The sequence below is a fragment of the Sphingomonas colocasiae genome (genome assembly GCF_019880585.1).
GTDB lineage: Bacteria > Pseudomonadota > Alphaproteobacteria > Sphingomonadales > Sphingomonadaceae > Sphingobium_A > Sphingobium_A colocasiae.
The window spans coordinates 1,196,530-1,209,653 of the sequence record NZ_JAINVV010000004.1 but is presented as its reverse complement, the minus strand read 5'-3'; the positions used below and the strand labels follow the sequence as shown (position 1 = coordinate 1,209,653).

10 protein-coding genes and 1 pseudogene are annotated in these 13,124 nt (G+C 65.1%); 2 read left to right on the top strand and 9 right to left on the bottom strand.

The genetic code is table 11. The features are described 5' to 3' along the window. Positions 1–4 precede the first annotated feature (4 nt). From K7G82_RS12015 to K7G82_RS11990, 7 genes and pseudogenes are all read right to left on the bottom strand, one after another. Positions 5–370 (bottom strand): GspH/FimT family protein, encoded by a 366-nt coding sequence (locus K7G82_RS12015; RefSeq protein WP_425517266.1) that lies wholly within the window; start codon positions 368–370, stop codon positions 5–7. A 3-nt stretch (positions 371–373) separates the two neighbouring features. Further along, positions 374–502, bottom strand: a pseudogene (locus tag K7G82_RS30300) (prepilin-type N-terminal cleavage/methylation domain-containing protein); the annotation flags it as partial. Continuing rightward, a complete protein-coding gene (gspG, locus tag K7G82_RS12010; RefSeq protein ID WP_222990057.1) occupies positions 477–935 on the bottom strand; it encodes a type II secretion system major pseudopilin GspG in 459 nt (152 codons plus the stop codon). The gene gspG and the pseudogene K7G82_RS30300, both read right to left, overlap by 26 nt. Positions 936–1,034: 99 nt before the next feature. After that, positions 1,035–2,258, bottom strand: coding sequence for a type II secretion system inner membrane protein GspF (gene gspF / locus K7G82_RS12005; protein WP_222990280.1), 1,224 nt, complete (start codon positions 2,256–2,258; stop codon positions 1,035–1,037). A gap of 8 nt (positions 2,259–2,266) precedes the next feature. Continuing rightward, entirely contained in the window at positions 2,267–3,817 is a 1,551-nt protein-coding gene (gene gspE / locus K7G82_RS12000) for a type II secretion system ATPase GspE (RefSeq protein ID WP_222990056.1), read from the bottom strand. Further along, positions 3,814–5,967 (bottom strand): type II secretion system secretin GspD, encoded by a 2,154-nt coding sequence (gene gspD / locus K7G82_RS11995; protein WP_222990055.1) that lies wholly within the window; start codon positions 5,965–5,967, stop codon positions 3,814–3,816. Before gspD ends, gspE begins: the two co-directional genes overlap by 4 nt. Beyond that, a complete protein-coding gene (locus K7G82_RS11990; protein WP_222990054.1) occupies positions 5,967–6,812 on the bottom strand; it encodes a type II secretion system protein N in 846 nt (281 codons plus the stop codon). The genes gspD and K7G82_RS11990 overlap by 1 nt, the downstream gene beginning before the upstream one ends. 139 nt (positions 6,813–6,951) lie before the next feature. Between K7G82_RS11990 and K7G82_RS11985 the strand changes: the two genes are divergently transcribed. Then, positions 6,952–7,602, top strand: a complete 651-nt coding sequence (locus K7G82_RS11985; RefSeq protein WP_222990053.1) for a prolyl hydroxylase family protein — start codon at positions 6,952–6,954, stop codon at positions 7,600–7,602. Positions 7,603–7,656: 54 nt separating this feature from the next. On the opposite strand, the gene K7G82_RS11980 is transcribed toward K7G82_RS11985, so the two are convergent. Together K7G82_RS11980 and K7G82_RS11975 are read right to left on the bottom strand one after the other, a co-directional pair. Continuing rightward, positions 7,657–10,362, bottom strand: coding sequence for a TonB-dependent receptor domain-containing protein (locus K7G82_RS11980; RefSeq protein ID WP_222990052.1), 2,706 nt, complete (start codon positions 10,360–10,362; stop codon positions 7,657–7,659). A gap of 82 nt (positions 10,363–10,444) precedes the next feature. Beyond that, complete coding sequence (locus K7G82_RS11975; RefSeq protein ID WP_222990051.1) at positions 10,445–11,983, bottom strand: hypothetical protein; 1,539 nt, start codon at positions 11,981–11,983, stop codon at positions 10,445–10,447. A 337-nt stretch (positions 11,984–12,320) separates the two neighbouring features. Here K7G82_RS11975 and K7G82_RS11970 point away from each other — a divergent pair, with 337 nt between their 5' ends. Continuing rightward, positions 12,321–13,103, top strand: coding sequence for a Type 1 glutamine amidotransferase-like domain-containing protein (locus K7G82_RS11970; RefSeq protein WP_222990050.1), 783 nt, complete (start codon positions 12,321–12,323; stop codon positions 13,101–13,103). Positions 13,104–13,124 lie beyond the last annotated feature (21 nt).

Sequence of the window (13,124 nt, the reverse complement as noted above, 5' to 3'; positions counted from 1 at the left end):
GGTTTCAGGGCGCGACATTGATCGTCCCATCCTGTCCAATCGCGACCGCCACCTGTTCGCCCTCGCGACGCAACGTCACCGTCACCGCCTCGCTGGGCAGGCCGGTGCTGTCGAAACTCACGGTCTTGCGCGCATCGCGGCCGATCGCAACGCCGATCCCCTGCCCCCATTCGGCGCGACGCAGTTCACGCAGCGGCACCGGACGCCAGGCGCCCCGGCTGCGCTGTTCGAAACCATAGCCGAGCGGATCCATGGTCAGGCTGGTCTCGCGACCATCGACCACCGCGCCATCGCGCGCGATGCGGACGCGCGCGGCGAAGGTTTCGGCGGCGTCGACCAGCCGGCCACGAGGATCGGGAAGCGTCAACATGACGATAGCCGACATCGCGCCGATAATCGCGATCACGATCATCAGTTCAACAAGCGTGAAGCCGTGTTCGGCGGAACGCCAAACAGACCCGAAGCCTTGTTCCGCCTCAGCGCCAGTTGCCGATATCGGCATTTTCACCCTCGCCGCCTTCCTGGCCGTCGGCGCCCAGCGAATAGACGTCGAAGCTGCCGTTGCGGCCGGGAACGGCATAGAGATAGGGCCGGCCCCAGGGATCCTCGGGCAGACGCTTGATATAGCCGCCGCGCCGGTACCGTTCGGGCCGGGTCAGTGACGGTGGCGCCTGGATCAGCGCGCGCAACCCGTCCGACGCCGCGGGATAGGTGAGATTGTCCAGCCGATATTGCTCGATCGCCTGTTCCAGCGTCAGCACATCGGCCTCCGCCTTCTTGCTCATCGCCTTGTCCTGGCTCGGCATCACGTTGATCAGCACGATGGTGCTGAGCAGGCCGATGATGACGATGACGACCATCAGCTCCACAAGCGTGAAGCCGCGTTCGTCACTCCCTCCCTCCCCGATGTCATCCCCGCGAAAGCGGGGATCCATACGGTGCTCGTCGACAAGGGTGGGAGCGGAAAGATCCTCTGGATTCCCGCTTTCGCGGGAATGACACGGTGGAGTGGAACGCGTCATGACAACATTACCTCAGATGCCCGCCAGCGACTGGAGCTGGAGGATGGGAAGCAGGATGGACAGGATGATGAGCGCGACGATACCGCCCATCACGACGATGATCGCGGGTTCGAGCAGCGACAGCGCGGCGGCGGTGAAGCCGTCAAATTCTCGCTCGAGATAGTCGGCGGCACGTTCCAGCGTCAGATCGAGCCGACCGGCCGTCTCGCCGCTGGCGGTGAGATAGACCAGGAGCGGCGGAAACACATTCGCGCGCTTGAGCGCGGCGGACAGGCTGCCACCGCCACGGATCGCCTCGACGATCTCTTCCGAGGCATGCCGCAGCGCGCGATTATGGACGGTCTGCGCAGTCAGGGTGAGCCCTTCGAGCAGGGGCAGCCGGCTCGACACCATCGTCGCCAGCGTCCGCGCCATGCGCGCGGCGTGAAGGTCCCGGATCAAGCGGCCGATCAGTGGAATACGCAGCAATGCGCGATCGAAACGCAGCCGCAGCCCCGGATCCCTGAGCGCGCGCCAGCCGACCACGCCGATGATCGCAGCGGCCGCCAGCAGCGCCCACCACCAGCCAACCAGGAATTCGGAAAGGCCGATCACCATCCGCGTCAGCAGGGGCAATTGCTGACCGACCGTATCGAACTGCTCCACCACCTTCGGCACGACGAACATCATCAGCGCGACGACCACGCCGATCGCGACAAGCGCGAGCACGACCGGATAGGCGAGCGCGCTCATCACCTTGCTGCGCACTTGCGCCTGCCGTTCCTGAAGATCGGCCAGCCGTTCGAGGATCACGGGCAAGGTGCCCGAACTTTCACCCGCCGAAACCATCGCGCGATAAAGCGGCGGGAAACTCCTGGGCTGACGCCCCATCGCCTCGGACAGGCGCCGCCCCTCGACCACCCCTGCATGAACAGCCTCGATGATGGAGCGAACATGCGCTTCCTCGCCCTGGCGCGAGATGGTGCGGAGCGATTCCTCCAGCGGCGTGACTTGGACGAGCGTCGCGAGCTGCCGCGTGAACAACGTCAACTGCTTGGGGCCGAGCCTGCGGCGCGCGAAGATCGATTTCGAAAGCAAGGGCGGCCGGGGGGCGGCGCCGCTGCCCGGCTCGATCCGGACGACATAGAGGCGCTTGCGATCGAGCCGCGCGCGCGCATCGTCGATGCTCGGCGCCGCGATGCTGCCGCGCTGTTCGCGGCCCGCCGTATCGAGCGCGAGATAATCATAGTCAGGCATGACGGCCGTCACGCATCGGACGCCTCACGCCGCGAGATGCGCACCGCCTCCTCGGGCGTGGTCAGCCCTTCCCGCACCAGCTTGCGCGCCGCCGACCCCAGATTGGGCGCGTTGAGGAAGGCGTGGCGCGCGATGATCGCCTCGTCTCCGCCATCGTTGATCAGTCGGCGGATGGTATCGTCGATGCGGATCGCCTCGAACACGCCGATCCGCCCCTTGAAGCCGGTGCCGTTGCAATCCTCGCACCCGACCGGCTCGTAGATGACGGTGCCGGGATCGAAGCCGAGCAACGAACTGACCGAACCCGACGCCTGGACCGGACGGCGGCATGACGGACAGAGCCGGCGCACGAGCCGTTGCGCGACCACCGCGCGCAGCGTGGAAGCGAGCAGGAACGGCTCGATCCGCATGTCGCGCATCCGGGTGATCGCGCCGACGGCATCGTTGGTATGGACAGTCGAGAGCACGAGATGGCCGGTGAGCGAAGCCTGCACCGCAATCTCGGCAGTCTCGCGGTCACGGATTTCGCCGACCATCACCACATCGGGATCCTGGCGCAGGATCGCGCGCAGCCCGGCGGCGAAGGTCAGGCCGACCTTGGCGTTGACCTGCGTCTGGCCGACACCGTCCATCGCGTATTCGACCGGATCCTCGACGGTCAGGATGTTGCGCGTCCCGTCGTTGAGAAGGCGCAGCCCGGCATAGAGCGTGGTGGTCTTGCCCGATCCGGTCGGCCCGGTGACGAGAATGATGCCGTTCGGCTCCGACAAGGCTTCGCGCAGCAGCGCGTTGGTGTCGGCGGTCATGCCCAACACGTCGAGCGTGATGCCGGCATTCTCCTTGTCGAGGATACGCAGCACGACGCGTTCGCCCGCCCGGCTGGGCAGCGTGGAAACACGAACGTCGAGCAGCTTGCCGCCGAGCGTCAGGCCGATCCGGCCATCCTGCGGCAGGCGGCGTTCGGCGATGTCGAGACGCGCCATCACCTTGATGCGGCTGACGACCACGGGCGCGACATGCGCCGGCATCCGCAGCGTCTCCCGCAGCACGCCATCGACACGCATCCGCACGACCAGGCCGGTTTCATAGGGTTCGATATGGATATCGGACACGCCCTGGCGCGCCGCTTCGGCGATGATGCCGTTGATCAGCCGGATCGCGGGCGCATCGTCGGCACTGTCGAGCAAATCGTCGGCGGTCGGCAGGTCGGTCGCCAGCATATCGAGTTCGTCGCCAAGCCCGAGCGACCCCGCCGCCATCGCCGCCGCCTGGCCATCCATCGCGTAGCGTTCGGATAAAAGCCGGTCGAACGCATCGGCATCGGCGGTCTCGACGGCCAGCGGCTGGCCGAGCCAGCGACGGATTTCGAGCAGCGCGCGCGGATCGCTGCCGTCACGCAGCGCCACCGCGAAACGCCCGTCATCCTTGCCGAGCAGCACCACGCCGAACTTGCGCGCGAAGCCATAGGGAATGTTGACGACGAGCACCGGCACGGCATCCGCCTCGTCAGCCGACGCCAGCAGCGCTTCCTCGGGCGCTTCGCCCCGCGCTATCTTCATGGCCTCGGCTCCACGGCCGGCGCGGCGGGCGGCGGCGCGACCACCTGATCGGCAGCGGTCTGCGGCACCGGGATCGGCGGCTGGGCGCCCATATAGTCGCGCACCAGTTCGTCGAGCGTCGGTTCACGATCGGGCCGGTCGAGCAATTGCTGATCGCGCAGATAGCCGTAGCGCCGTTCCGCGATGCTCCGCGCGTCGTCGCGCCCCTTGATGATCGTCGGGCGGATGAAGACCGCGAGATTGGTCTTGGCGCGCGACCGCGCCTTGGAGCGGAACAGCGCGCCGATCGCGGGCAGATCGCCCAGGAAGGGGATCTTCTCGATCGTCCGCCGCTCATTGTCGTCGAGCAGGCTACCCAGCGCGACGATCTGGCCGTCATCGACGACGACGGTGGTGGTGATCTCGCGCTTGTTGAGGATCAGGTCCGACGAGTCGCTGGAAACAGGGCCCGCGATCGACGAAACTTCCTGGCGCAGGAACAGCTTCACCGATCCCCCCGCGCCGATCTGCGGCTTAACTTCAAGCTGGATACCGACATTCTGGCGCTGCACGGTCCGGAAGGCATTGTCGAAATTGCCCGACAACGCCTCTCCCGTGGTGACCGGGATTTCCTGACCGGCGAGGAACTTGGCTTCCTGATTGTCGAGCGTCATCAGCGAGGGCGCGGAAAGCAGGTTGGACTTGGAGTCCGATTTCACCGCGTTGATGATCGCACCGAAGATCGCGTCCTTGCCGATATCGAAGGCGATACCGGCGATACCGCCCTTGGCCGCGAGCAATTGCTGCGCCGCCGCCGCCTGGAGCTGATCGCTGATCGCCGAGCCGCTGCTGGTGGTGACCGTGGTGCCATTGATGACGGTGGTCGTGCGGTCGAGCTCGCGCGCCGCGATCGCCCCTGCAATGGTCGCGATATTGGGCGTCGCGTTCGAATAGTTGGTGACGCCATAGGGGACGCCGCTGCCCGGCTTGCCGCCGAACAGGAACTGCACGCCCAAGTTGCGCGCGGCATTGTCCGAAATCTCGACGATGATCGCCTCGACCAGCACCTGCTCACGCCGGGTGTCGAGCTGGCGAACGACCTCGCCGAGCTGACGCTGCACGTCGGCCGGCGCCGCGATGACGATGGCGTTGGCGCCTTCGAAGCGGGTGACGATCGCCTGGGCGCGCCCCTGAATGCCCTGCCCGGCCGGCACGGAGGAAATGGCGGCGGCGGTCTGGGCGGGCGCCGCCGTGGCGCCCGAAGCGCTCTTGGCGGCGCTCGCATCGCTCCCCACCGAGCTTGTCGCCTGGCTCGCGGGATTGCCGGTCAGTTGCTGGAGCACCGGCAGAAGCTGGCCGGCATCGGCATATTCGAGCCAGAAGACGCGGATCTCGGTGCCGCTCTCGGCACGCTTATCGAGATCGCGCGCGACTTCGGCGAGGCGCGAGACGGTCGAAGGATCGCCGCGCAGCACCACCGAATTGGAGCTGTCGATCGCGACGATCGTGGCGGACGGCCCCCGCGCCGCGCCGTCGGCCCCTGCCGCGCCATTGCCGACGAGTTGCTGGAGCGACGTCGCGATCTCGCGCGCGCCGGCGTTCTTGAGCGCGATCAGCGTCGTCGATGCGCTGTCGCGGTCGATCTGCTGGACGAGTTGGCGGATACGGCGGACATTGTCGGCATAATCCGCAACCACCACCGAATTGCCGGCACGATTGGCGGTGACCGAGCCTTCCTTGCTGACCAGCGGGCGCAGCGTCTCGACGGCCGAGGTGGCATCGATCGAGCGCAGACGGAAGACTTCGGTGACAAAGGCATTCTGCTGGCTGCCGCGCGTGCCGACGCGCCCGGGCTGGGCGGCGGCGGTGTCGGCGGGCTGGATGCGGAACGCACCACCGCCCGTCGGGATCGCGACGAGCCCGTTGGCGCGCATCGTCGCCAGGAAAACCTCGAAATATTCGGATTTGGAGAGCGGCCGGTCGGTCACGACCGAAACCTTCCCCTGCACGCGCTGGTCGACGATGAAGGTTCGACCGGTGACGCGGGCGGCGTCCTGGATAAAGGCGCGGACATCGGCGTCGCGCACGTTCAATGTTGTCTGCTGCGCGGCCAGGGGCTGGCACAGGAGAAGCGCGATGGCCGTTGCGGCGCCGGTCAATACTTTACGCATTATCTCGCAATCGAAAGGACGATGGGAATGACGTTCGCGCCGCGTTCGACGCTGGCGGTGACATTGGCGCCGGGCGTGGCCTGAGCGATCATCCGCTCGGCATCGGACGCCGATGTGATCTGCTGGCCATTGACCGCCACCAATATGTCGCCCTCGGCAAAGCCGACGCCGCGAAATGCCGCACCGTCGCCATTGGGGCGCAGGATCAGGCCCGTGACGAGACCGCCATCGGTGCGCGGCACGAAACCGATGCCGCCGCGAAGCTGCGCGGCGGAAATGGTGCGCCCGCCCGGCGGCGGCGCGGCGGCCGGCTGGCCACCGTCGAGCGACAGTGCCGGCGCGACCGTCGCGGCTTCGGGCGCGGGCACCGACTGATCGATGAAGAGCTGCTCGATCGTGCCGCCGCGATCGATGGTCACGCTGTCGAACGCGACGCCTTTCAGGATCACGCCCGGCATGATCTCGTCACCGACGGCGATGCTGTTCTGGATTCCATCGGGCCCCGCGATGATCGCCGAACCACGGCCATTGACCTCGTCGATCCGCGTGCCGAACAATTTGAGCTGCAACGAGGTGACGACGGCGGCCCCTTCACCGCCCCCGGCGAGCCGGAAAAAGGGATCGAATCCACGAAACAGCTCGGTGCGATTGGCGACGGCGCCTGCGGTGCGATCGGCAAGCCGCCAGTCGCCCAGCGGCCCGACGGGGGTCACCACGGTCCAGACCAGCCGCGCGCACTGGACGGCGAGCAGCAACAGCAGCGCGACCTCGGCCACGCTGTAGACATTGACGCGCGGCAGGCTTCGCAACCAGCGCCGGGCTTTGCCATCAAGACTTAGACGCATGTGGTTTCCCCCGCGGCGACACGCTCCGCTAGAGCGATAGTGTTGCCGGTCGATGACGGTAATATGACGCTATTATTTCAACGGGCAACCGCCCGATTTCCGGCTTGATATTGCCGCATCGCATCGGCTTAACCGTGCGATGACCGCGATCATCAGCAATGGAACCGGGCCGGATGCGGGCCATCATCTGATCGGCCAGCCGCGCGTTCAGCGCGTTCCCAGCCCCAAGCTCAGCCTGTTCATCCGCAAGGGTTTCTCCGACCCCGGCGAATGCGCCGCGATCATCGACCGTATCGATGCGCGCCGCCGCCCTTCCACCATCGCCGATTCGAACGGCGACCCGCTTTATCGGACCAGCGAGACCTGCGATCTCGACCGCGCCGATCCGGTCGTCGCCGCGCTGGAGGAACGGATCGCCGCCTTTCTCGGCATCGATCCCCGCTTCGGCGAACCGCTCCAGGGCCAGCGCTATGCGGTTGGCCAGGAATTCAAGCAACATACCGACTATTTCGAGCCCAAGGGGACCGACTTCGACGAACATTGCGCCATATCCGGCCAACGGACCTGGACGGCGATGCTCTACCTCAACGAACCCGAAGCCGGCGGCGCCACGCGGTTCCTGACCGTCGGGAAACTGGTTCAGCCGGAAACCGGAAAGCTGCTGTGCTGGAACAACCAGCGCGCGGACGGCACCCCCAATCCCGCCACGCTGCACCACGGCATGAAGGTGCGCGCCGGCACCAAATATGTCGTGACCAAATGGTTCAGGGAAAGGCCATGGCCCGTCTGAACCGAGAACGGCGCGAGATTGCTCTCGCGCCGCCTGCGTTCACATCCCGTTCGATCAGAATTTCAGCTGCACGCCCAGCGAGAAGCTGCGACCGACATTATAGGTGTTGATGTCGACCCGGTTCGCGCCGAACTGCTGGAATTCCTGATATTTCTGCGCGGTCAGGTTCCGTGCTTCCAGCTTCAGTTCCATGTTCGCACCCAGGAAAGTCACCTCTTCACGCGCCACGAAATCGATGCGGAAGCCGGGCTTCTCGATGATATCGGGCTGACGCGACAGGCCCTGGATCGGACCGCGATTGGTGACCCGCTTGCTTGCATAGGTCAGAAGCAGCGTCGCCTGAGAGATCTTGTCCGTATCCTCGATGCCGATCTGGATATTGGCGAGATGGTCCGACTGACCGGTGAGTTGCGCACCGTCCTGGAACAGCAGATTCGCCGCCACCGGCTGAAGATCGGGACCGATCACCATCGAGTCGTCCACCTTCAGTTTCGACTGGGTGTAGGTGTAGTTGCCGATCAGGACGAGCCGGCGGGTGGAGAAGAAATCACCCCCCAGGCCTTCGAGCGGGACATGCTTCTGCACCTCGATCTCGGCGCCGTAGAGCTGAGCTTGGGGTGCGTTGGCAAAGCCGGTGCGAAGCTGGCCACCGCCCGCAAAGAACGCTGCCGCCTCGATCGGATTGTCGATCTTCTTATAGAAGCCCGCAACCGTCAGCCGTTCGCCGCGCCCGAAATAATATTCGTAGCGCGCTTCGGCGTTGAACAGCTTGCTGTCGCGCAGGAACGGATTGCCGGTGAATTCGCGATCGGACTCGAAATCCTGGTAGATTTGCGGCGCCAGTTCGCGGAACTGCGGGCGGGCGAGCGTCTTGGAGGCGTGCAGACGAAGCTGCATGTCTTCCGCGAAGTTCCACGTCACCGTGGCGGCGGGAAGCCAATAGCTGTTCGACAGCGACGTTGCCGCCAGATTGCCCACCGGCCGAACCGTCTGGACGGCGTCTTCGTAGCGGACGCCGAGCGTGGCGCGGACACCGTCGACGGGCTGCACCTCCACCTGGCCATATCCGGCGTGAACGCGCAGATCGGCATCATAGGCCGCCGCGCCCTCCGCACCCGAAATGTCACGAAGCTGGATGTTGTAGGTGTAGATATTATAGTCGGAGAGCAGATAATCCGGCCGTTCCTGCGCCACGCCCAACGGCAGCGCGCCATCCGGACGGAAATACTGGAACAGATAACGCGAGGCGCTCCGTTCGGTCTTGTTGTAGTTATAGCCCGCCGACAGCGTGATCGGCATCGATCCGGGCAGCTTGTAACCCAGATCGATTCCGCCGGCATAGACGTCCTCGCTCAGATCGCTGAAGCCGACCGTCGCATACTGGCCGCCCGAAGTGAGGTTGTTGATATAGTCGTCAACGTCGCTCGTGCTCTTGGTGTCGGGGTTGCCGTCGCCAAGGTAGGAATAGCCGATCGAACGCTCATAGGGCGACTCGCGCTGCGAATTCGCATAGGTGCCGCGCACGTCGACGCTGAGATCGTTGAACTTGAATTCGCCGACGAACTGGGTGTCGATCAACTGGCGTTCGAACCAATAGGTGTTCTGTTCCAGCAACGACGGCGGCAGATTGGGTTCCTGGTCGGCGACGTTGCGGTTGTAGCCGGCCGACAGCCGCCCCTGCTTCAGCGTGTCGCGGATATACAGGTTGGTCCAGCGCACCTTGTGATCGCCGAACTCCGCACCGATGCCCAGCATTCCGTTCACGACGATGCGATTATCGGTGATCACGGTGCGGAAATTCTGCTGCGGAATGCCGGCAAGTTCCGGATCGGTCGAGATCTGCTGCAACGTATCGCGCGTGCGCCAGTCGTTCTTGTAGCCGAGCGCCGCGATGAAGCCGATACGACCATCGGGCAGATCGAACGACGCGCCGCCGTTGATGTCCGCCGAGAAGTTCATCGGAATATCGCCATTGCGCTGGAGCAGCGTGGTGGGCGCATTGGTCAGGCTGGCCGCGAAATCGCGACGCTGCGCGCTCGTGGTGCCGTTGAACGTGCCCGCTTTCATCACGCTGGCGAGCGCCGCCGGAAAGTCACGCGCGCCGTTGTCGAATCCGGTGACGTCGAGGGCGCTCCCATAATAGGTATAGCCGAGCTTGCCCGTGGTCTCGGTGTCGCCGCTCCCGGAAATGCCGATGCTCAGAAAGGGTTCGTTCGGGACGGCCTTGGTGGTCAGGTTGATCACGCCACCGCCGAATTCGCCCGGATAATTGGCCGAATAGCTCTTCTGGACAAGCGAACTCGCGATCACACTGGTCGGGAAGATGTCGAGCGGGACGACGCGGCGCAGCGGTTCGGGGCTGGGCAGCGGCGATCCGTTGAGCAGCGCCAGCGAGTAGCGATCGCCAAGGCCGCGGACGAAGACGAAGCCGTTGCCGACGACACTGAGGCCGGTGACGCGCTGCAGGGCACCGGCGATATCGCCTTCACCGGTGCGCGCGATGTCCGCGGACGACAGGACGGACACCACTGCTGGCGTCGCGCGAACGGGCTCGGGGATATAGCGACCGGTGACGACGATTTCCTCGTCGCTGCTCGCGCCGGGCGCCGAGATGTCGACTTGCTCCTCTTGCGGCGCGTCCGCCGTCGCGGCGGCCGGGGGGGCGCTCTGGGTTGCATCTGCCGTCTGCGCGACGGCGGCGGGCGCGATCAGCGCCGTGGAAAGCAGGAGCAGGCTCCCGAAGGCAATGGGCTTCTTCATCTCGATATTCCCCCTGGTCTGTCAGCGGAACGCAGGGGCGGACGGCTTTTTTTGCCGTCCGCCCCCTCGCATTTTCGGGCGATCAGGTGGTGGGAAGCGCCGTGCAGTTCGAGCTGGTGGCACCGAAGTTCACATAGCTCGCATTGCAGGTCCAACCGGCATACCAGGTGTCCGACGAATTCCGGACGGCGCCGATATAGGCGGTGGTGTCGAAGAAGGCGTTCAGCGTCTTCGCGTCGAACGGCGTCACCGCAGTCTCGTTGGCACCATTGATGAAGACGTTGGCGAGCGTCGACGTTCCGTTGGGAACATTGTTGTTGCCCGAGAACAGCGCCGCGATCGCGTCCGACGAAACATCCGCCTCGTTGCGGAACGGAGTCGGGCACGACATGAACACCGAACGGAAGACCGGCGGACCGTCATCCTGCAGACCCGCATCGGCGGGACGCATCGTCGTGGTGCCGGTCTGGTCGATATCGACGCAGTTCTGCGTGCCGACGACGACGCTGTTGACCAGACGATAGTCGGCGCCGCCGCGGATCAGGATGGTGTTGCCGCCCTGAACCGTCGAACGCTGAACGAAGGTGGCGTTGGAGACCATCGTCTTCTGGCGGGGCAGCGCGTCTTCGTTGTTGTTCGAATCCGCCTCGATCATCGAGTCGCCGTTGCTGGAGTCACGCTGGACGGCGATGACGTACTGGATGAAGCCCTGATAGCCGAGATCGGTGTCGAGACCGTCATCGTCGGCGCCCGTGATCACCAGATGCTTCAGGTTGGGACGGCCGCCGAAGATCTCGATGCCGTCGTCCGAGCTGTTATGGACCTGGATATAGTCGAGCGTGGTGTTGCTGCCGACGCCGCCCAGGGTCAGGCCCTGAAGCTCGTTACCCGGCGCGATCGCGAACCCGGAATAGCGGATCTGCACATATTTGAGCGTACCGCTGTTGTCGGCCGCCGTGGCGCCGCCGTAAAGCGAGCTCGTCGTTCCCTCGATCACCTGCTGGCAATTTTCCGAACCACCGGCAACCTGCGTGTTGCAATCGCTGATCGGGGCGCGACCGAGCAGGATGATGCCGCCCCACAGACCCTGGCTGCTGTCGGTGGTCGTGCCCTCGATATTCGCACGGGCGGTGAAGATGATCGGCTGGGCCGCGGTGCCGACGGCGTTGATGCGCGAACCACGGTTGACGACGAGATAGTCGTTACCCGACGAGGCCATGAAGATGGTGCCGGGCTGGACGGTGAGCGTCACCGGCTGGCCGCCGGCGGCGCTGCCATTGCCGCCGACATCGGTGCCGACATTGACCGGGCCGGAGATCGAATAGACCGCACCGGGGAGATTCTGGATGGTGGTGTCGGCCGTGAAACGCGTCGGCAGTTCGAAGACGCGCTTGTTGGCGACGACGCCGCGATCGATCATCCCTGCCGGCGTCGCGCCGGTATAGGCACCGCCGGTGGGAGTCGGCGTGGGCGTGGGGGTCGGCGTGGGAGTCGGGGTCGGGGTCGGCACGATGATCACGCCATCGCCGGGCGAGGCGACGTCGTCCGCGCCGCACGCCGCCAGCGTCGAAAACGCGCAGCCGGCAAGAAGAATAGAGCTAATCCGTTTGATCGTGGCCATGATATCTCCGCTCCCGGCTGGTCCGGGGTTTGAGCTTGTGGAGAGGCGATATGCTTGGCCGACTCGCAGCCCCCTTCGCCCTCGGCTGCGGCCCTAGAGATGGTTGGTGACGCGCTTGTGCGAGTTATGAGACGGTTCGAAGACTGTCATATGACTGATTTGTGACCAGCCGCCGGGCTCGGGCAGCCCCGCTTCACCAATCCTTCAGGATAAATCCGCGAACCATGGGCACTGGTCGTCCTCGGCCGGATTTTCGCGGAGCTGGAGATCCCCACCGGTGGTTTGACAAACCGGTGCGACTTTGTTGCCTTGGGTGTGCCTGAGGGGGAGGACCATCATGAACCGCCGGGATATCCTGCGCGCCGGTGCGGCGCTGTCATTTGCCGGCCTGCCGATGTGGCGGCCATCCCCTGCCCGCGCCGAGGCCGCCGTTCGGAAGCTCTTCATCTATGGTGGAGACTTCAATGCCGGCTTCGTCCGCTATGCGGCGTCGCTCACGGGCAAGCAGGATCCCAGGATATGCTTCCTGCCGACGGCGTCTGGCGATGCGCCGGGCAATATCGTGCGGTGGTTCGAGATCTGCACGAAATTGCCGATCAGGCCCTTCGTGCAGCGCGCCTTCATCTCCTCGCACAACCAGAAGGAGGCGTTCGAGCAAGTCTTTGCCGGCATGGACGCCATTCTGGTCGGCGGCGGCAATACGCTGAACATGATCGCCGTCTGGAAAGCGCAAGGCATCGACAAGGCGCTGAGGACGGCCTGGGAGAATGGCGTGGTGCTGGGCGGCGGCAGCGCGGGATCGCTCTGCTGGTTCGAACAGGGCACGACGGACTCACGCCCCGGCGACCTCTCCACGGTTGAGGGGCTGGGTTTCATCGCCGGCAGCCATTGCCCGCATTACGATGCGGAGGCGGGCCGCAGGCCGCTGTATCATGCGAAGATCAAGAGCGGCGAATTCAAGCCGGGCTATGCCTGCGACGACCGCGCCGGCATCTATTTCGAGAACGGCACGGTCAAGCAGGTCGTCGCGCTCGATGACAAGAGCAACGCCTTCCACGTGACGCGAAGGAATGGCGAGGTGATCGAAACCACGCTTCCCAAGCACATATTGCCGGCATGAAGCCCGCGTCGAGATTTTCAC